The sequence below is a fragment of the Lysinibacillus sp. CD3-6 genome, from assembly GCF_006351725.2.
Classification (GTDB): domain Bacteria; phylum Bacillota; class Bacilli; order Bacillales_A; family Planococcaceae; genus Lysinibacillus.
Window position 1 is genome coordinate 1,272,962 of sequence record NZ_CP085880.1, and the last position, 21,762, is coordinate 1,294,723.

At 39.5% G+C, this 21,762-nt stretch carries 17 protein-coding genes; all 17 read left to right on the forward strand.

The genetic code is table 11. From position 1 onward, the window contains the following. Positions 1-489 precede the first annotated feature (489 nt). The 17 genes from FH508_RS05935 (at position 490) to FH508_RS06015 (ending at position 21,761) form a co-directional block, all read left to right on the forward strand. Positions 490-2,229, forward strand: a complete 1,740-nt coding sequence (locus FH508_RS05935) for a 2-oxoacid:acceptor oxidoreductase subunit alpha (RefSeq protein ID WP_228134388.1) — start codon at positions 490-492, stop codon at positions 2,227-2,229. Next, on the forward strand, positions 2,229-3,095 hold the full coding sequence (locus FH508_RS05940; RefSeq protein ID WP_228134389.1) for a 2-oxoacid:ferredoxin oxidoreductase subunit beta: 867 nt from the start codon (positions 2,229-2,231) through the stop codon (positions 3,093-3,095). Before FH508_RS05935 ends, FH508_RS05940 begins: the two co-directional genes overlap by 1 nt. A 365-nt stretch (positions 3,096-3,460) precedes the next feature. After that, entirely contained in the window at positions 3,461-3,835 is a 375-nt protein-coding gene (locus FH508_RS05945) for a 2-oxoglutarate ferredoxin oxidoreductase subunit beta (RefSeq protein WP_228134390.1), read from the forward strand. 255 nt (positions 3,836-4,090) lie between these two features. After that, positions 4,091-5,179 carry an ABC transporter substrate-binding protein gene (locus FH508_RS05950; protein ID WP_228134391.1) on the forward strand — a complete coding sequence of 363 codons (1,089 nt, stop codon included), beginning with the start codon at positions 4,091-4,093 and terminating at the stop codon, positions 5,177-5,179. Beyond that, the gene (locus FH508_RS05955) at positions 5,169-6,008 is read left to right on the forward strand and encodes an alkaline phosphatase family protein (protein WP_228134392.1); all 840 of its coding nucleotides are present in this window, start codon (positions 5,169-5,171) and stop codon (positions 6,006-6,008) included. The genes FH508_RS05950 and FH508_RS05955 overlap by 11 nt, the downstream gene beginning before the upstream one ends. Positions 6,009-6,061: 53 nt before the next feature. Beyond that, positions 6,062-6,904, forward strand: coding sequence for an ABC transporter permease (locus FH508_RS05960; protein WP_228134393.1), 843 nt, complete (start codon positions 6,062-6,064; stop codon positions 6,902-6,904). After that, positions 6,904-7,689 (forward strand): ABC transporter permease, encoded by a 786-nt coding sequence (locus FH508_RS05965; protein ID WP_228134394.1) that lies wholly within the window; start codon positions 6,904-6,906, stop codon positions 7,687-7,689. Before FH508_RS05960 ends, FH508_RS05965 begins: the two co-directional genes overlap by 1 nt. Continuing rightward, positions 7,686-8,687 (forward strand): ABC transporter ATP-binding protein, encoded by a 1,002-nt coding sequence (locus FH508_RS05970; RefSeq protein WP_228134395.1) that lies wholly within the window; start codon positions 7,686-7,688, stop codon positions 8,685-8,687. Before FH508_RS05965 ends, FH508_RS05970 begins: the two co-directional genes overlap by 4 nt. Then, positions 8,684-9,469: a DeoR/GlpR family DNA-binding transcription regulator gene (locus FH508_RS05975; RefSeq protein WP_228134396.1), complete on the forward strand. Its 786-nt coding sequence runs from the start codon at positions 8,684-8,686 to the stop codon at positions 9,467-9,469. Before FH508_RS05970 ends, FH508_RS05975 begins: the two co-directional genes overlap by 4 nt. Beyond that, complete coding sequence (locus FH508_RS05980; protein WP_228134397.1) at positions 9,466-10,479, forward strand: histidinol phosphate phosphatase domain-containing protein; 1,014 nt, start codon at positions 9,466-9,468, stop codon at positions 10,477-10,479. The genes FH508_RS05975 and FH508_RS05980 overlap by 4 nt, the downstream gene beginning before the upstream one ends. A gap of 450 nt (positions 10,480-10,929) precedes the next feature. After that, positions 10,930-12,474, forward strand: a complete 1,545-nt coding sequence (gene miaB / locus FH508_RS05985; RefSeq protein ID WP_228134398.1) for a tRNA (N6-isopentenyl adenosine(37)-C2)-methylthiotransferase MiaB — start codon at positions 10,930-10,932, stop codon at positions 12,472-12,474. Continuing rightward, entirely contained in the window at positions 12,475-12,912 is a 438-nt protein-coding gene (locus FH508_RS05990) for a YlbF/YmcA family competence regulator (protein WP_228134399.1), read from the forward strand. Between the two features lie 182 nt (positions 12,913-13,094). Beyond that, complete coding sequence (cotE, locus tag FH508_RS05995; protein ID WP_228134400.1) at positions 13,095-13,715, forward strand: outer spore coat protein CotE; 621 nt, start codon at positions 13,095-13,097, stop codon at positions 13,713-13,715. A gap of 328 nt (positions 13,716-14,043) precedes the next feature. Further along, positions 14,044-16,611 carry a DNA mismatch repair protein MutS gene (mutS, locus tag FH508_RS06000; protein ID WP_228134401.1) on the forward strand — a complete coding sequence of 856 codons (2,568 nt, stop codon included), beginning with the start codon at positions 14,044-14,046 and terminating at the stop codon, positions 16,609-16,611. Between the two features lie 14 nt (positions 16,612-16,625). Then, the gene (gene mutL / locus FH508_RS06005) at positions 16,626-18,518 is read left to right on the forward strand and encodes a DNA mismatch repair endonuclease MutL (protein WP_228134402.1); all 1,893 of its coding nucleotides are present in this window, start codon (positions 16,626-16,628) and stop codon (positions 18,516-18,518) included. Positions 18,519-18,603: 85 nt separating this feature from the next. Next, a complete protein-coding gene (gene glpK, locus FH508_RS06010) occupies positions 18,604-20,097 on the forward strand; it encodes a glycerol kinase GlpK (protein ID WP_228134403.1) in 1,494 nt (497 codons plus the stop codon). A 17-nt stretch (positions 20,098-20,114) separates the two neighbouring features. Beyond that, complete coding sequence (locus FH508_RS06015) at positions 20,115-21,761, forward strand: glycerol-3-phosphate dehydrogenase/oxidase (RefSeq protein ID WP_228134404.1); 1,647 nt, start codon at positions 20,115-20,117, stop codon at positions 21,759-21,761. The last annotated feature ends 1 nt before the right edge of the window (position 21,762 follow it).

Here is a 21,762-nt window from a genome sequence, read left to right on the forward strand (position 1 = left end):
TACGAAATAGGAGCAGAGCATATGCCAGTTGCCCACGGTATAGTGACAGGCACACAAACAATTTAAGCCAAAGTGCCAGGTACGCAAACAATTTTCACTTTGCCAATTCAAACTATCTAAGTAAAAATCCACGAAGACTCCTGCGGGAACGCACGTAATGTAAGACGCAACAGACGGCGCGCTAGCGACGGTTGCGGCTTACATCGTGCCTGCGGAAAGCGAAGTGGAATTTTACGCTATAAGAAGCCGTTATTAAGCAATTAGCATTGCCTAAATCCAAAAATAAATGTCCATTAATGCACTTGAAATCAGCAAGTTAATTTTTTAGACTTTATTGGTTTGAAAATTACAACATTTTGAACAACATTTTCAGTCAAAGGTCTGAATTTCGCCCAATTCATTGAATAACAATAGTGTAGACCGTTTCTTCGTGTTAAACTTATGAAGGAAAAAAATAATAGTATACATTGGATTTAAGGAGTTGTTGAGATGTTACATCAGCTTTCGTGGAAAGTCGGTGGGCAGCAAGGTGAAGGGATTGAGAGTACAGGTGAGATTTTCTCGATGGCAATGAATCGTTTAGGTTATTTCCTTTACGGTTATCGTCACTTCTCTTCTCGTATAAAAGGTGGCCACACTAATAATAAAATTACAGTTCGTCCAACAGAAGTACGTTCCATTGCGGATGATTTAGATATTTTAGTGGCGTTCGATCAAGAAACAATCGACGTCAATTATAAAGAATTAACAGAAAAGGGCATTATTTTAGCCGATGCAAAATTTGAACCTGTAAAACCAGAGGATTCAAAAGCACCATTATTTGCAGTACCTTTTACAGAGGTGGCGGCAGAGCTCGGTACTACGTTAATGAAAAACATGGTAGCTATCGGGGCGACTGCATCTCTTCTAAACCTAGAAGATGCTGTGTTCCAAAATGTTGTAGATGACATCTTCGGCAAAAAAGGGGAAGAAGTTGTTCAGAAAAACATGGAAGCAATCGCGCGCGGTCATGAAATGATGAATGAACTATTAGGCGATCGTATTGGTGAGTGGGCATTAGCTCCAGCTGATGGTAAACGCCGTATGTTTATGATTGGGAATGATGCAGTAGCGCTTGGTGCATTAGCTGCTGGGACACGCTTTATGGCGGCATATCCGATTACTCCTGCGTCAGAAATTATGGAATACTTAATTAAAAAATTACCTAAATTTGGTGGCGCGGTTATTCAAACAGAAGATGAGATTGCTGCAGCGACTATGGCAATTGGTGCAAATTTTGGTGGTGTACGTTCATTTACAGCGTCAGCAGGTCCTGGTCTTTCTCTTATGATGGAAGCAATCGGGCTTTCTGGTATGACAGAGCAACCACTAGTTGTTGTGGACACACAACGTGGCGGTCCATCTACTGGTTTACCAACGAAACAAGAACAATCAGATTTAATGGCAATGCTTTACGGTACGCATGGTGAAATTCCGAAAGTTGTCATTGCACCTTCAACGATGGAAGAAGCGTTCTTTGACACAATCCAAGCGTTTAATATTGCAGAGGAATTACAATTGCCTGTTATTTTAATGACTGATTTACAGTTATCACTTGGTAAACAAACGGTTGAACCATTCGATTACAACAAAATTGAAATTCGTCGTGGGAAAATTGTTACAGACGATCTTGAAGCATCAGCAGATAAAGCTTACTTCAAACGTTATGAAGATACAGAAGACGGTATTTCGCCACGCGTACTACCAGGTCATTTAAACGGTATCCACCATGTAACAGGCGTTGAGCATGATGAAACAGGGAAGCCATCTGAAGCTACTGGCAATCGTCGTACACAAATGGACAAACGCTTCCGTAAGCTCGAAGCATTGAAATTCGATACACCTGTTTATAAAAATGCACCACATGAAGAAGCAGATGTTTTATTAGTAGGCTTTAACTCAACACGTGGCGCTATTGAAGAAGTACAAGAGCGCTTAAACGCTCAAGGTATGAAGGTGAACCATGCACATATTCGCTTAATTCACCCATTCCCATCTGCTGATATGGCACCTCTTGTGGCGAACGCGAAAAAAGTAATCGTTGTAGAAAACAACTACACAGGTCAATTAGCGAATATCATGAAAATGAATATTGGTGGTCACGGTAAGATTGAGATGATTACAAAATATAACGGAACACCGTTTTTACCAGGTGAATTAGAAAATAGAGTGAAGGAGTTGACTCGCTAATGGCAACATTTAAGGATTTTCGTAATACAGTGAAACCAAACTGGTGCCCAGGTTGTGGCGACTTCTCTGTACAGGCTGCCATTCAACGTGCAGCAGCAAATGTAGGAATAGAGCCGAACGAACTAGCCGTTATTTCTGGTATTGGTTGTTCAGGTCGTATTTCGGGCTATATTAATTCATATGGTTTCCATGGCATTCATGGTCGTGCATTACCGATTGCACAAGGATTAAAAATGGCGAACCGTGATCTAAATGTTATCGCTTCTGGTGGTGACGGAGATGGTTTTGCGATTGGTATGGGGCATACAATTCATGCCATTCGTCGTAATATCGACATCACATATGTTGTTATGGATAACCAAATTTACGGTTTAACAAAAGGTCAAACATCTCCACGCTCGGCCGCTGGATTTATTACAAAATCTACGCCAGGTGGTGCAATTGAGCCATCGTTAAAACCGTTAGAAGTCGCATTAACAAGCGGCGCTACATTTGTGGCACAAGGTTTCTCAACGGATATTAAAGAATTAACAGCTTTAATAGAAGCGGGCATTAATCATAAAGGCTTTTCATTTATCAACGTATTTTCACCATGTGTCACATACAACAAAGTGAATACGTATGATTGGTTTAAAGAAAACTTAACAAAGCTTGCTGATATTGAAGGTTATGATAATGCTGACCGTGGCATGGCAATGCGCACAGTAATGGAGCATGAAGGCTTAGTAACAGGTATTATTTATCAAGATAAAGAAACAACTTCTTATCAAGAAAAAGTTCCTGGTTACGCTGAGTTACCACTAACGGATATTGATATTAAAATGAGTGAAAATCAATTCGATGCACTTGTGCAAGAATTTATGTAAATAAGATTGCTTAAAGCCACAATTTTAATATTGTGGCTTTTAGTATGTAAATAAAAGGCATCAAGAAGAGTTTTTCACTCTTGATGCCTTATGTTGTGTCAGGTACAAAAACAATTTCTAGATTTGCATTCTATTACTAACTAAGTAAAAATCCGCGCAGACTCCTGCGGGAACGCATGTAATGGTAGACAGAACAGGCGGCGCGACAGCGACGGTTGCGGCTTACGTCGTGCCCGCGGAAAGCGTCACACGCGGCGGAAATCAACTTACATTTTTAATAGTGAAAATTCATCAATGATTAATAGGGAGCGTACGCGGGTAAAATTAAAGGGAAAAATGATACAATAAAAGAAAAAAAAGAGGCGATGTTCGTGAATAATATCATTGATTTTATTGCGAAGAAAAAGGAACGTGAAGAACGGCAGCGTGCACAAGATTTAGAACGTTATGTTGCGACTCAATGTAAATTTCATCAGCCAGAAAACATAGACGCTCTTGTTGATGGTAAAGTAATTGAAGTGAAAGATCATACACTTTTTTTAGGTTTCTTATCAATTTTAAAAGATGAACAAATAGAGCCGCTTCATATCTTTCAGGACGTTTTTTCATTAGAACCAAGCCGTTTTGAAATAGCCTACAACATGAAATGGTGGTCGGTTGTTCAGCTTGCTTTTACATTTTTAACGATTTTAAAGGAAAATGAACCGCATACATATGCAGATTTTCTAGGACTATCTTGATTTATCTGGGGTGTGTGCACGTCTGAAAGACTAAACAAACGTGCGCATACACAACTAGATTCCTCTTTTTACATCAAAAGAATACAATCATCTTTACAATTCCTCTAATACTTCAAAAACTTCACATATATTTATAATCTCTCAATAATGTTTACGAAATATTTTTAAGCCATCCATACTTGCTTAATGTTTGTTTTATAAGATTACTGTTGTAAGCAAATAAAAATAAACACAAACAAATGGAGGGTCCAACTCATGGCAATTCAAAAGTTATGGAAGAAAGGCTTAATCGGTGCATTAGCAATTTCAATGTTGGCGGCTTGCTCAGACAGTTCTTCTACTTCAAATGAGGTAAATAGTGATGCAACACTTGAAGAAATTACGGAACAAGCGAAACAAGAAGGAACTGTTCATTCAGTCGGAATGCCAGATACATGGGCAAACTGGGTAGAGACTTGGCAAGAGCTTGATAGTGAATATGCCATCAAGCATCAGGATACAGATATGTCGAGTGCGGAAGAACTAGCAAAATTTGAAGCTGAAAAAGATGATGCTACTGCTGATATTGGGGATGTAGGGATTGCCTTTGGACCAATTGCCAAAGATAAAGGCTTAACATTGCCATACAAAACATCGTATTGGGATGATATTCCTGAATGGGCGAAAGATGATGAAGGCCATTGGATTGTTGGCTATACAGGCACAATTTCATTTTTAACAGACACAAACAATGTGAAAAATGCACCAACCTCTTGGGAGGATCTTAAAAATGGAGATTATCATGTCAGCATAGGGGATGCTTTAACAGCAAACCAAGCACAATTTGCGATTTTAGCCGCAGCAATGGCTTTCGGAGGCGATGAATCGAATATTCAACCAGGTATTGATTTCTTTGCGGAATTAGCGCAACAAGGGCGTTTGCAGGGAGATCCATCAGTCGCTAATTTAGAAAAAGGCGAAATTGATGTAGCAATCTTATGGGACTTTAATGCATTAGGCTATCGTCATCAAATTGATGAAAAACGCTTTGATGTGGTAATTCCTTCAGAAGGCTCTGTAACATCAGGCTATGCCACGATAATAAATAAGTATGCGAAAAACCCTTATGCGGCCATGTTAACACGAGAATATATTTTATCGGATGCTGGACAAGAAAATTTAGCAAAAGGTTACGCACGACCAATTCGTGAGAATGTGAAGTTATCACAGCAAGTACAGGATTTATTACTACCTGCAGAAATGTATAAAAATGCACAACCAGTTAATGATCAAAAGCAGTGGGAAGAAACGACAAAACAAATTCCACAAATGTATCAAGAGCAGGTATTAATTCATGCCAAATAAAAAAGTCGCTCTCATTGTCATTGATGCCCTTCGATTTGATACAGCATGTACACATATGGGATTTATGCAACATTTAGTAGAACGTAATTTGGCTTCACGTTTCGAGGTTCGTTCTGAAGTACCGTCTTTATCGAGACCATTATATGAAACGATTTTAACGGGAACTCCACCAATCGTTCATGGTGTAACAAGTAATATATCGGTGCGCTTATCGACACAAACTAGTTTATTTCATTTGGCGAAGTCCAATGGTTTATCTACAGCAGCAGCTGCTTACTATTGGGTAAGTGAGCTATACAATCGAGCGCCATTCCAGCATATGGAGGACCGTTTACAGTTCGATACAAAGCTCCCGATTGAAAATGGCTTGTTCTATTTTGAAGACCATTACCCAGATAGTCATTTGTTTGCAGAGGCAGCGTGGTTAATGGATCAAAAGCAACCCGATTTCTTATATATTCACCCGATGAATGTAGATGATGATGGGCATAAGTTTACAGCAGACTCAGCGCCATATCGTAATCGCGTATTGGCTGTAGATGCACTATTGTCGCTGTTTATACCAAAATGTATGGCACAGGGGTACGAAGTAATTGTGACGGCAGATCATGGGATGACAAGTGATGGCAATCATGGCGGGTCGACGATTGAGGATCGACATGTACCAATGTTTGTCATTTCCCAAGCTGTAAAAGCAGGTGTGAAGGATGGCGTGGTGTCTCAGCTGCAAGTCGCACCCCTCTGTTGTCATTTAATGAATATAGAGCCTTCTGAAGAGATGGTCCCTCTATTATTAGAAGGTGTACAGACATTAAAACAAACGAATTAGTTGAATTCATGCCCTTTAGCATTAAAGTTTATATATTTATAAGTTAGAAAGAAGTGATAGTTTTGATATCCAAGCGGCAATCTTTTGCCTGGCTTACACCTTTCCTGTTACTTGTATTGTTATTTTTCCTAGTGCCATTACTGTACATGCTTGTAACGAGCTTTAGTAATAACGAAGGTTTTACGTTGGCGCAATATAAATCTGTATTAACAAATAATTATATTTTACAAGGGTTTAAAAATAGTGTGACGTTATCGGTCATTTCTGCTGTAGTAGCGCTAGTAGTTACGTTGTTTGCAGTTTTTGCGATGACCAACTTTTCACAGCCAGTACGCGAGAAAATATTAATAGTAACAAATTTAACTTCGAATTTTTCAGGTATTCCTTTAGCTTTTGCGTTTATTGTCTTGCTTGGCAATAGTGGGCTATTTACATTGCTATTTGAAAAATGGGAAATAGGCGCTTTATCGTCCTTTTCCCTTTATAGCTGGAGTGGTTTATTGCTCATTTATATATATTTCCAACTGCCGTTAGCACTAATGCTACTGTATCCGATTTATGATGGCATACAGCAGCAATGGAAGGAAGCGGCTGCGCTTTTAGGTGCTTCGACTTTTCAGTTTTGGATGAAAATAGGAATACCCGTTATGTTACCAGGTATTGTGGGAACCTTTAGCGTGTTATTTGCCAATGCAATGGGAGCCTATGCATCTGCATACGCTCTAACTAGTAGTAATTATAATTTAGTTGCTATCCGTATTGGTGCACTGATTAAGGGAGATATTTTTGCACAACCCGAGTTAGCAAGTGCTATTGCCGTCTTACTGGCGGTAACGATGGTGACCGCAATGCTAATAAGTGAATGGAGCATAAAGAAAACAAGGGGGAAATTGTGATGAAAAAAAGAGGCTTTGCTAATATCGTCTTCCTCCTTTTAATGTTGTATTTGCTATTACCAATTGTAGCGACAATGCTTTATGCCTTTTCATCAAAATGGCATAAAACGATTTTCCCAGAGGGACTGACATTCAAGTGGCTTGCTACACTATTTCAGGATGCAGCATTTATGCAGGCATTTGGACGTTCTGTCTTCCTTGCAGGAAGTGCGGTCGCCATTGCATTATTCGTTATTGTCCCTGCGATATTTGTCATAGTTTTATATTTTCCAAAGTATGAGAAATGGATTCAAGTGGCAGTCGTTATGGTGTATTCATTTCCAGGCATTATATTAGCCGTTGGATTAATCCGCGTGTATTCAACAGTAGGCGTACCGATGATAGTGGTCGTATTGGGTGCCTACGTAATTGGTATTTTGCCTTATATTTATCAAGGGACTCGCAATAGCTTGCGTAATGTAGATGCAAGGCAACTGTTGGACGCCGCACAATTATTAGGTGCAACGAAAATGCAGGCATTTACGAAAATACTGTTACCTACCGTTTATCCAGGCTTGTTCGTTGGCGCACTATTATCATTTTCAGTGCTATTTGGCGAATTTGTACTTATTAATTTAGTAGTAGGCTCGCGCTTTGAAACTGTACAAATTTATTTAATGAAAAAGCTAAGTACGAGTGGTCATATTGCTAGTGCGGTCGTCTTTATTTATATCGTACTTATGGGCTTATTAACGTTCGCGATTGCGATATTAACGAAACGTTCGAAAGGTGCGACAAATGTATGAGCTATATTGTTATTGAAGGACTTCATAAAAAATATGAAAAAACAACTGTCTTATCAAATATCGATATCACGATTGAAAAAGGTCAATTTATTACGCTTTTAGGGCCAAGTGGTTGTGGGAAAAGTACTATTTTGCGAATTATTGCGGGCTTAACGGATGCTACAGCAGGAAAAATACAAATTGAAGGAAAAAATATGGGTGGCATCCAACCGAAAGAGCGCCAGGTTGGAATGGTATTTCAATCCTATGCATTATTTCCGAACATGACCGTCAAAGAAAATATTGCCTTTGGCTTACGAATGCACAAAATAAATAATGCTGAAGTGGAGCACCGTGTGCAGGAAATTCTAGCGATCGTACATTTGACAGAAAAGGCGAATGCATTTCCAAAGGAATTGTCTGGGGGTCAACAGCAACGTGTTGCGCTTGCACGTGCGCTCGTTGTACGACCTAAAGTGTTACTTTTAGATGAACCACTAAGTGCGCTTGATGCGCAAATACGGAAAAAATTACAGAGTGATTTACGAGCAATCCAACGACAGCTTGGGATGACAATGATTTTAGTAACCCATGATCAGGATGAGGCGATGGCAGTATCAGACAAAATATTTGTTATGAGTAATGGCGAAATTGCACAAAGTGGCACACCGACAGAAATTTATATGAATCCAAAAAGTGAGTTTATTGCAAACTTTATTGGTCATTATAATGTTTTTCCACGCCAAGTGTTAGAGACGATGGTTGGATTAAAATTGCCTGGAGATAGTGGGAAGTTTGCCATTCGACCTGAAGCTATTCATGTCGAGAAGAAAGATGGAGACCTTTGTCTTTTAGGTGTTGCGACACAGTCGTTAATGAGTGGCAATATCGTTCGTACAACTTTGGAAGGTAACTGTGTATTTACAATGGAGCAATTACATCAACGAGGACAAATGCTTGAACTCGGTAGAAACTATGCGTGTTACGTGGCGAAGGAAGATGTGATTGCACTATCATGACGTATGCAAAAATTGAACGCTTTGAATTTATTTTAAAGCAATTAGAGCTTGATGGAAAAATTATTGTCACAAATATCGCAGAAGCACTGTTCGTCGCACCTGAAACGGTTCGGCGGGATTTGGATGAGCTGGAGCAGCAGCATCTATTGACGAGAGTGCATGGAGGAGCAATTAAGTATACAAATGTGCGAACAGAACCTGCATTTTTGCGGAAATTGCAAATGCAAAAAGAGGCAAAGTGTACAATTGCTCGGCAGGCAGCGATGCGAATATGTGATGGCGATACGATAGCAGTTGATACAGGAACAACAACAGTACACATAGCAGATTACTTAATGGCAATTGATGATATTACTGTTGTTACGCATTCCATAGCAGCTGCTGCACAATTTAATCTTGCCATTGAAGAAAGACGGATGACAGGGAAAGTTATATTACTGGGTGGAACAACAAACCCTAGACAAGCTTCGGTTGCTGGTGCAATGACATTAGAATGGTTAGGCAATATGAATTTTGACAAAGCATTTTTATCTTGCGGCGGCATGAAGAATGGCATTGTATATGATTATGATTTAGATGAATCACTGATTTCCAAAAAGATGCTACAGCAAAGTAAGAAATCAATACTTTTAGCTGATGCATCAAAAATTAATGGTCAATCATTTTATCAAATCTGTCATTTAGCTCAATGTACGGAAATCATGTGTGATATTGCTTGCCCAGAAGACTGGCACGAATATGAAGAACAATGGACTGTATGTAGTGGAGGGAAAAGTGGATGACAATTGATTACCATGTACATTTAGAGGAGGGGCCATATTCTTTCCGTTGGCTGGAGCGAACTACACGTGCGATATCGCACTTTCATGAGGCTAACAGTGCTGCTAAAGGTTCAAAAGCGCTGGTCGAATGGCAAGTGTCAGCGTTGGCTAGTCGATTACACAATGGCTGTTATAGTGAAGACTGGCTCGATCTGTATTTACAAAAGGCAAAACAACTTGGTTTACAAGAGGTTGGGATTGTCGATCATTTGTATCGTTTTCAGGAAGCACGTGCCTATTTTGAACAATATATGCAATTAGATGATTCACAAGAAATCGGTCAACTGCAACGATACTGGCTAGATAGTGTGATGACTGAAAATATGGACGATTTCGTATTAGCGATAGCAAAAGCAAAAAAAAGATGGCGTCAGCATGGTGTCGAGTTAAAGCTAGGTATTGAAGCGGATTACTTTGTAGGTGGCGAGAAAGAATTGACGTCACTATTACAAGGACAACATTGGGATTATGTAATTGGTTCTGTTCATTTTGTAGATGGCTGGGGCTTTGATAATCCACAAACGGAGCATCTGTTTGCTAATATGGCGCCCACAACACTGCAGATGAACTATGCGCAGTTTTTTACAACGGTCTTGCAAATGATACAGTCTAATATGTTTGATTTCGTAGCTCACCTGGATAACTTTAAAGTCTTTAATTATTATGTTGAGGATGAGGCATTTAATCTTCAATGGTATGAACAAATTGCACAAGCGCTCGTCCATACACAAACAGCTACAGAAATTAATGCAGGATTATATTATCGCTATCCCGTCCAAGAAATGTGCCCTGGGCCATTGTTTTTGCAAGTTTTAGTGCAACATGGTGTAGAGTTTACCGTTTCTTCGGACGCCCACTTCCCTGATGATTTAGGGAAATATACATTTGATAATGCCGATTTACTAAAAAGCTTAGGTGTTCAACATCTTGTAGGATTCAATCAACGTACAAAAAAATATATAGCGTTATAACAAAAATCACCGTTGATAATGTCATCGGTGATTTTTTCTAGGTATCTATGCTAAGTGTCATGCATTTAAACAGTTATACTTGTTGTTGGTAGCGAAGGCGGTGACTACTTTAATGCACCCAGCGTAAGACGCAACAGACCACGCGATAGCGGGGGTTGCGGCTTACGTGTGTGCCCGCGGAAAGCACCGCCGTAGTGGACAAACGACATTGCCAAAAAGTGTTAGTTTGATTACTGTCAATCTAACACTTTTTCTCTTTTGTCCCAGCCTCCTTGTTTATTATGAAGCAATAGACAAGAACGACGGAATATTTTTAATAAGAAGTGTATTTAAGTCGAAACCACGACATTTAGTACACAAACCTTGTAGGAAGTAGTAATCATTCAGTATAATAGTAAAATGGGAATTCGAATGCACGGATTTCGTTTGAAAGGAGTTACCTGACCTGCAATGAATGAGGAACAACGATTAACTAGTCAACAAGTCAATCAACCAAAAAAAGAAGACAAGCCTGAAAAGGATTATAGTAAATATTTTGAGAAGGTCTTTACAGCACCTTCATTAAAAGATGCAAAAAAACGTGGCAAAGAAGAAGTGAAATACCATAAAGACTTCCAAATTGCAGAACAATTTGCTGGCATGGGTGAGGGACGGACATTCTATATCCGTACATATGGTTGCCAAATGAATGAGCATGATACGGAAGTGATGGCTGGGATCTTTATGCAGCTTGGCTATACTTCAACAGAGATTATCGAGGAAGCAGATGTGGTGTTACTGAATACATGTGCAATCCGTGAAAATGCAGAAAACAAAGTATTTGGAGAGCTTGGTTTCCTGCTAAAATATAAACGTAAAAATCCAGAAATGTTAATTGGTGTATGTGGCTGTATGTCACAAGAAGAATCTGTAGTAAATAAAATATTAAAAACATACCCACACGTCGATATGGTATTTGGAACGCACAATATTCACCGTCTGCCAAATATTTTAAAAGAAGCTTACATGTCGAAGGAAATGGTTGTAGAAGTTTGGTCTAAAGAGGGCGACGTTATTGAAAACTTGCCGAAGAAACGTTTAGGGTCCATTAAAGCTTGGGTCAATATTATGTACGGCTGTGACAAGTTTTGTACGTATTGTATCGTGCCATATACGCGAGGAAAAGAACGCAGTCGACGTCCAGAGGAAATTATTGCTGAAGTTCGTGAGCTAGCTGCGGCGGGCTATAAAGAGATAATGCTCCTCGGTCAAAATGTCAACGCTTACGGCAAAGACTTTGAGGACCTTGATTACCGTTTAGGTGATTTAATGGATGAATTGCGAAAAATCGATATTCCGCGTATTCGCTTTACAACGAGTCACCCACGTGATTTTGATGATTATTTAATTGAAGTACTAGCAAAAGGTGGCAACTTGGTTGAACACATTCATTTACCAGTACAATCAGGCTCAAATGAAGTGTTGAAAATTATGGCACGCAAATATAGTCGTGAGCATTTCCTAAGCTTAGTAGATAAGATTAAAGCAGCAATCCCAGGTGTAACGTTAACAACAGATATTATTGTTGGTTATCCAAACGAAACAGAGGAGCAATTCGAAGAGACTATTTCGTTATACCGTGAAGTAGGCTTTGAAATGGCCTTTACGTATATTTACTCTCCTCGAGAAGGTACGCCAGCTGCGAAGATGGTCGATAATGTACCAGAAGAGGTTAAAAAAGAGCGTTTACATCGTTTAAATGCGGTCGTACAAGAGTATTCTAGAAAAGCGTTAGAAGGCTTGAAAGGCGAAATTGTGGAAGTATTAGTGGAGGGCACAAGTAAACGTCGTGATGATGTGCTTGCGGGCTATACACGTAAAAATCGCCTAGTGAATTTCAAAGCGCCAACAGAGTTGATTGGACAGTTAGTGAAAGTGAAAATAACGGAAGCTACTTCTTATTCATTAACTGGAGAATTTGTGGAAGTAGTAAAAAATGAAAAGGTGGAAGCGTAAATGACACAAGTATTGTATACAAAAGAAGATTTAATTAAAAAATCCCATGAAATTGCGCATATGATTGCGAATACACCAGAAGTCGATTTTTTTAAAAAAGCTGAAGCACAAATTAATGAAAACCAACTTGTTCGTGAACGTATTGCTAGCTTAAAAAGCTTACAAAAACAAGCAGTTAACTTTCAACACTTAGGTAAAGAAAAAGCATTAAAAATGATCGAAGACAAAATTGAAAAAATTGAAGAAGAAATTAATGCTATTCCTGTTGTGCAGCAATTTAAAGAATCACAAGGTGATGTAAATGACTTATTACAATTAGTGTCGAATACAATTGCCAATAACGTTACAAATGAAATTGTGCGTTCAACAGGTGGCGATGTATTGCGCGGTGAAACTGGATCTTCTGTACAAAATTCTCAACCAGGTAGCTGTTCATAATTAAATATAGAAGAAATAGCCCGAATAACTGCATTCGGGCTATTTTTATGCCGAACTTTAGGTAAGGATTTATACATAAAAAAAGCCTATATGAAAGCTGTTGAATGAAAAGATGTAGAAAGGAAGTCGATTCGATTCTATGAAATACGTTCACCCAATGGGCGCCCCCTGCATATGATGGAGTGAAAAGAGTCGAAGGAGGAATTGCGCTGAAACGTTTACGACAAATCGTGACGAAAGCAGTAGTTGCCAAAGGGAAGAAGAGAACGGAAGAACGTGTAACGTTATGTCCAACAAATAAACCGACGAGTATTCTCGGTTGCTGGGTAATCAACCATACTTGTTCAGCAAAAAAAGTCGGTAAATTTGTAGAAGTGTCAGGAAAGTTTGATGTGAATGTATGGTATGCTTATAGTAATCATTCGAAAACAGCAGTGTTTTCAGAAACGGTTCACTATAAAGACAAGGTAAAACTTAATTTTAGAGATGGCGAAGTTACAGTTGGCGATGATGTGCGTGTGCGTGTAATACAAGAACCAAATTGCATGGAAGCGGTAATTTCTCCATGTGGAACAAAATTTGAAATTGTAGTAGAACGCGAGACTGTTGTTGAAGTAATGGGTGAAATGACAATTTGTATTAGTGTACATCCGCTAGATTTCGAAGAGGAATGGAATTTTAATGATGAAAGCTCATCTTCCTCATCAAGTTCTAGTTCAAGCTCCAGTTCTTCTAGCAGCTCAAGCAGTGAAGGAAGATTTGTTTTAGAGTCCTCGTCGTTTCCTGATGAACGTCCTAGATAAAAACCAAGATAATATTTTTTGATACATGCGAAATGCTAGCATCTTTACAAAGGTGAAATAAGCGTTTCGCATGTATCTTTTGTTATAATAAATATAACGATCAATGGATGAAGACTTATGTAGCAAAAAATAATAGTAGGTTAGCATTTTGGTTGAATGAAAACAAAGCACACATAATGGATATTGCAGCCTTTACAAGCTGTATGTATTTAGTGCAATTGTTAACGTGTAACTACAAATTGCATATTTAAGCACAAAATATAAAATATCTAAACGCAAATATACTATGCGTATTTGATTTAAATGGCAAGAGCGAGGGAATTTTTAAATGACAACTTATACACCAATGATGCAACAATATTTGCAAGTAAAAGAAGATTATAAGGATGCCTTTTTATTTTTTAGATTAGGTGATTTTTACGAAATGTTTTTTGAAGATGCGGTTAATGCATCACAAATTTTAGAAATTACATTAACAAGCCGAGATGCAGGTGCTAAGGAGCGTATTCCGATGTGTGGCGTACCTCATCACTCAGCAAAAAATTATATTGAAACACTTGTGCAAAAAGGCTATAAGGTTGCAATTTGTGAGCAAACGGAGGATCCAAAGCAAGCAAAAGGTGTAGTCAAACGTGAAGTAGTCCAACTTATTACGCCAGGTACTATTATGGAAGGTAAGGCGCTAGATGGTAAAACCAATCATTTTATAGGGGCAGCAGAACAGTTGGATGCCATGACATTTGGCTATGCCTACTTGGATTTATCTACAGGTGAGGCAATTGCGTCAACAATTGAAGGGGACGGCAAGGCACTACTGATGCAGATGCAAGCTTATGGTATTCGAGAATTAATCGTGACAGAAAGTTTACAGCTTTTATTAGCAGAACATGCTATGAATGTTGGTATTGTTCTATCTGTTGAAGAAGATGAAATGGCAATGGACAAAGCGGCGAATTATTTAGAAGCGGTGCCAGTGACTATACAGGTAGCTTGCCTTCGTTTACTTCATTATATTGATAAGACACAAATGCGTTCACTTTCTCATATCCAAGCGTTTACCTTCAATGAAATGAAAAACTATTTACGTATCGATTCGAGCTCCAAGCGTAATTTAGAACTTATCCAATCAATTCGTGGCGGCGACCAAAAAGGTACATTGTTATGGCTATTAGATGACACCGTTACAGCGATGGGTGGACGTAAGCTGAAGCAGTGGCTCCATCAACCGTTAGCATCACGCACAGCTATTGAAGATAGACTTGCAATGGTTAGTGATTTGTTAGAAGAATATTTTGTAAGATCAGAATTACAAATTTCGCTAAAACAAGTATATGATTTAGAACGTTTAGCTGGCCGTGTGGCATTTGGTAATGTAGGCGGGCGTGATTTAGCGCAGCTTCGTGATTCATTGCGACAAGTTCCCGTTATCCAACAGCAGTTACTTGGAGCAAATAAAGAAACATTGCACAAGTTAGGTGCAGCACTCGATACATGTGCTGACGTTGAGACATTATTGGCAAGTGCTATTACAGATAACCCACCAATCACGATTAAAGAAGGTGATGTTATCCGAGATGGCTATCATGAACGATTAGATGAACTACGCTATGCATCTCGCAATGGCAAGGACTGGATTGCCCAATTAGAACAAGCAGAACGTACGAAAACGGGTATTAAAAACTTAAAAATAGGTTATAACCGTATTTTTGGCTATTATATAGAAATTACAAAATCTAATATTCATTTAGCAGATTTAACACGCTATGAACGGAAGCAAACGCTCGCAAATGCAGAACGATATATAACGCAAGAACTGAAAGAGAAAGAGTCGCTTATTTTGAATGCTGAAGAAGAAAGCTTGGCATTGGAGTACAAGTTATTCGTTGAAATACGTGAACAATTAAAATCATTTATTCCACGTGTACAAGCATTAGCAGCAAGTATTAGTGAGTTAGATGTATTGCTTAGCTTTGCAAGCGTTTCTGAAAAATATCGTTTTACGAAGCCAGAGTTTCATGAGGGACGTGCGCTTGAAATTATTGAAGGACGTCACCCAGTTGTGGAGAAAATGCTCAATAAGCAAATGTATGTACCAAATGATTGTGTGCTTGAGGAAAAACACAATATGATGCTTATTACAGGGCCCAATATGTCCGGTAAAAGTACGTATATGCGCCAAGTTGCCTTAATAGTAGTAATGGCACAAATGGGATGCTATGTGCCTGCGGAAAAGGCAAGATTACCAATTACGGATCAAATTTTTACACGAATCGGTGCAGCAGATGATTTAGCGGCAGGTCAATCCACGTTTATGGTGGAAATGCTAGAATCACAGCATGCGATTATGCATGCTACTAAAAATAGCTTAATGCTGTTTGATGAAATTGGTCGTGGAACATCTACCTATGATGGGATGAGTCTTGCACAATCTATGATGGAATATATTCATGACAAAATAGGCGCAAATACACTTTTCTCAACCCATTATCATGAATTGACAGCATTGGAAAAAGAGCTGCCACGCTTACAAAATGTGCATGTATCTGCCACTGAAAAAAATGGCACAGTCGTCTTTTTACACAAGGTGAAAAAGGGAGCGGCAGATAAATCGTATGGTATTCATGTTGCGCAGCTAGCCCAATTACCTGAGGAAATTTTAGAGAGAGCTCGTATATTGCTCGAAAACTTTGAGGCGGGTAATGAAGTGCCTGTTTCTCAACAGGTTGTGGAGCAACCAGTACAAATGTCGCTCTTTACAGAAGAAGCGGCGTTGCCTTCAGCTGAGACTGATGTGTTAAAAAGCTTGGAGAAGGTGAATATTTTAGGCACTTCACCAATGCAGGCTATTAATATTTTATATGAATTACAACAGCAATTAGTTAACGCTAAAAAATAAAGGAGTGAAGCGCCATGGGGAAAATTCAAATTATGGACGCGTGGCTATCCAATAGAATTGCCGCGGGGGAAGTAGTAGAACGACCAGCGTCTGTAGTGAAAGAATTAGTCGAAAATGCGATTGATGCTGGTAGTACGTCCATTGATGTCTTTTTACTAGAAGCGGGCCTCACTTCAATTCAAGTAATTGATAATGGTAGTGGGATGGATGAGGAAGACGCACTGATCTCTTTCTCCCGCCATGCAACAAGTAAGATTCATCAGGAGCATGATTTATTTCGTATTCGTACATTAGGATTTCGTGGGGAGGCATTAGCATCCATTGCATCGGTATCTAAAATGACGATGATAACTTCAACTGGTGAATCAGGGACGTATGTGGAATTAGAGGGAGGCCATGTAAAAATGCAAAAGCCTGGGCCTTTACGTAAAGGAACAGATATTACAGTGGCACAGCTATTTTTCAATACACCTGCACGTTTAAAATATATGAAAACGATACAAACAGAGCTTGGACATACAATTGATCTTATGAACCGTCTAGCGCTTGGTAATCCCCAAATTGCGTTTCGATTGCTACATAATGGTCAGCAGTTATTACAGACAAATGGACGAGGCGATGTACAGCAAGTACTGGCCGCAATTTATGGCGTGCATAATGCGAAAAAAATGGTGCCGTTTCAAGGGGAATCCCATGACTATAAGGTGTCGGGCTTTGTATCTTTACCAGAGGTGACACGTGCTTCTAAAAATTATATGTCGCTGTTTGTCAATGGTCGTTGGGTGAAGCATTATTTGGTGCAAAAGGCAATTATCGATGCGTATCATACGTATTTACCCATTGAACGTTTTCCAATTGTAGCACTTTATATTGAAGGCGATCCTTATTTAACAGACGTAAATGTCCATCCAGCGAAACATCAAATCCGTTTAAGTAAAGAACCAGAGCTACTAAAATTAATCGAAGAAACGATTCGTGGCAAAATTCGAGAAGTGATGCGTGTACCTCTAATGGAAAAGAAAGAAAAAATTCCGAAACCCGCAACAGAACAGTTAAATATATGGAAGCCTACCCCGAAGCTGGACGTCGAAAAAATGAATGCTATCGTTGAAAAGCTTTATGATGCGCAAACTGTTCAGGAATCTAGCATATTGCCCGACGAGGAGCCTTTAGCCCCAGCTACTGTTACAAAAGAGAGCTGGCAACCAATGCAACAATTAGAAACTAATCAGGTTGAAGTAGAGGCACCAATAGCGCATAGCGAAATTTTAAATGAGGAGCCTCACATTGAAGAAACTCAAATAGAAGAGCCTAAAAAAGAACCATTCCCTGCTCTTGAGGTTGTAGGACAAATTCATGGGACATATATTGTGGCGCAAATGGAGGACGGCTTTTATTTAATCGACCAACATGCCGCACAGGAGCGTATTAAATACGAATTTTTCCGTGAAAAGGTTGGGCAAGTTAATCCGAACGAACGACAGACATTATTACTTCCCTTGACCTTCCATTACGCAGCAGATGAGGCGCTTATACTGCGTGAAAATAAACAGCAGCTAGAGGCAGTTGGCGTGTTTTTAGAGGATTTTGGACAGTCATCATTTGTGATTCGTGAGCACCCTAGTTGGTTCCCGAATGGCGAGGAGCAAGACATTATTGAGGATTTAATTGAGCAAGTGTTGACGACAAAAAAAGCGGATGTTAAAAAAATGCGTGAGGCGGCAGCTATTATGATGAGCTGTAAAAAGTCTATTAAGGCTAATCATTATTTAACGAAAGAGCAAATGGTTGCATTGCTAGATGATTTACGTGAAGCAGATAATCCATTTACTTGTCCGCATGGTCGGCCAGTACTAATTCATTTTACAACCTATGAAGTGGAAAAAATGTTCAAACGGGTAATGTAGTAATAGCTAAGCAATGTGGTCGCAGTAAATAAAGAAAAGCTACAGCGATCAAGAGCCTGGTGTGAAAACCTAAGGGGGAGAATGAATGGGTGAATTTATTTTAGCAATTGATCAAGGGACGACAAGCTCAAGAGCGATTTTATTCAATCATAAAGGTGAAATTGTCCATGTTGCCCAAAAGGAATTTCAGCAGTATTTTCCGAAGGCAGGCTGGGTGGAGCATAACGCCAATGAAATTTGGGGATCAGTGCTCGCAGTTATAGCAGCTGTGTTAACTGAAAGTGGTCATGAAGCAAGTGAGGTCCATGCAATTGGCATTACAAATCAGCGGGAAACTACGGTAGTTTGGGATAAACATACTGGTCAGCCTGTTTACAATGCTATCGTTTGGCAATCAAGACAAACGCAGGATATTGTTTCAGAGCTAAAGGAACAAGGCTATGAAAAAATGTTTCAGCAAAAGACAGGGTTACGTCTCGATTCTTATTTCTCTGCAACAAAAATTAAATGGATTTTAGACAATGTTGAAGGGGCACGTCATAAGGCAGAAAATGGCGATTTACTATTTGGCACGATTGATTCTTGGATTGTTTGGCGATTATCAAAAGGGAAGGCACATATTACGGATTATTCAAATGCGGCGCGGACATTACTTTATAACATCCATGAACTAAAATGGGACGAAGAGCTTTGTGAACTATTAAATATTCCAATGACGATGTTACCAGAAGTAAGAAATTCGTCAGAGATTTATACGAAAACAGCACCAAGTATATTTTTTGGTGAGGAAACGCCAATTGCAGGCATTGCTGGTGACCAGCAGGCAGCACTCTTTGGTCAAACATGCTTTGCGAAAGGCATGGCTAAAAATACGTATGGCACTGGCTGTTTTATGTTGTTAAACACGGGCGAACAGGCAATCCATTCTGAAAATGGCTTGCTTACAACGATTGCTTGGGGCATTGATGGCACGGTGACTTATGCGTTAGAGGGCAGTGTTTTTGTGGCAGGTTCAGCAATTCAATGGTTGCGCGATGGTCTTCGAATGATTCGCACTGCTAAGGAATCTGAAAAATATGCAACAAAGGTAGCTGATACAGATGGTGTATACGTAGTACCTGCATTTGTAGGATTAGGAACACCATACTGGGATACGGATGCTCGTGGCGCTATTTTTGGTTTGACGCGGGGGACTTCTAAAGAGCATTTTATCCGCGCAACGCTTGAATCATTGGCTTACCAGACGAAAGATGTACTGGATGCAATGAAGGAAGCTGCGAGCATGCCAATTGAAGTATTGCGGGTAGATGGAGGAGCTGTAAGTAACGGCTTCTTAATGCAATTTCAAAGTGATATTTTACAGTTAGAGGTGGAGTTAGCAAAGCTTAATGAATCGACTGCACTCGGGGCAGCCTATTTAGCAGGACTTGCAACAGGATTTTGGGAAAATAAAGAGGCGTTAGCTGCATTATGGGCAAATGGGCAAACCTATCAACCTAAAATGACCACAGAGCAAAGCGCAAATTTATATGCGGGCTGGCAAAGAGCTGTGGAGGCTACACGTATATTTAAATCATAGCTAATGGGGGAGAAAGTATGTTTTCATTTGAGCATCGACCTAAAATTATCGATTATTTAGAGCAATATAGCTTTGACGTTTTAGTAATTGGAGGTGGTATTACAGGTGCTGGAATTGCACTCGATGCCGCGTCAAGAGGATTATCAGTCGCACTAATTGAGATGCAGGACTTTGCTGCTGGTACATCAAGCCGTTCGACAAAGCTTATCCACGGAGGACTTCGATATTTAAAACAATTTGATATGGGGGTAGTGGCTGAAGTTGGACGTGAACGCGAAATCGTTTATGATAATGCTGTTCATGTAACGACACCTGAAAAAATGCTGTTGCCTTTATATAAGCATGGTTCACTTGGTCCTTTAACGACTTCAATTGCATTAAAAGTATATGACCGATTAGCAGGTGTCAAAAAGAAAGAACGCCGCACAATGCTAAGTGCACAAGAAACAGCAGCGCTTGAGCCTCTATTAAAGCGAGATGAGCTCGTTGGAGGTGGCTATTATGTCGAATATCGTACAGATGATGCACGGTTAACGATTGAAGTGCTAAAAAAAGCGGTTGAATACGGCGCACTTTGTGTAAACTATGCGGAAATGACAGGATTTTTATATAACAAGAAAAAGCTAATTGGCGCAAAAGTAAAAGATCATGTAACAGGAAAAGTAGTGGAAGTTCATGCTGCGCAAATTGTCAATGCTACTGGCCCTTGGGTAGATGAAGTACGACAAAAGGATAAAGCGATGGACAAAAAGCAATTACGCCTGACAAAAGGTGTCCATATCGTCCTCAATCAAAAGCATTTCCCATTACAACAGGCCGTCTATTTTGATATTCCAGATGGTCGGATGGCTTTTGCTATTCCTCGTGATGGTAAAACTTATATAGGGACAACGGATACAGTTTATGAAGGAAATCCTATACACCCTACTGCAACACAACAAGATGTAGATTATTTAATTGAAGCTGCTAAAAATATATTTCCTACAGCCGAAATTACAAGAGAAACAATTGAATCTTCTTGGGCAGGTGTACGTCCACTTATTTTCGAAAAGGGGAAAGACCCTTCTGAAATTTCGCGTAAAGATGAGATTTGGACAGCATCAAGTGGTTTGATGACGATTGCAGGTGGCAAGTTAACAGGCTACCGCCAAATGGCAGAAACAATCGTTGATAAAATCGTCAAAACTCATAAATTTAAGCATGCTAGTCCATGTATGACACGTGAACTATCTCTATCTGGTGCAAAGGGCATTAATGCCATTAATTTCCCAGATTACACTGCCTATAAAGCAAGAGAAGGTGTGCAGTATGGCCTGAACTATGATGAAGCGAAGCATCTTGTGCAAAAGTATGGAACGAATGTGGACGCTTTATTTGATCAGGTGAAGTATTTACATGAGCATGGCAGTACAATGCCTCTCGTGTTACATGCGATGCTGCTCTATGGTATAGAAGCGGAAATGGTGTACACACCTTGTGATTTCTTTATTCGTCGCACGGGATTATTATACTTTGATATTGATGCAGTGAAACGATATAAGGAGCAAGTAATTCAAGTAATGCAACAGCGTTTTCACTATTCAGAATCTCAAAGAAATACCTATGTTGCGCAATTAGAACAAGCCATAATCGATGCGACAAGTTTTGCGGATGTGGAGGTGTAAT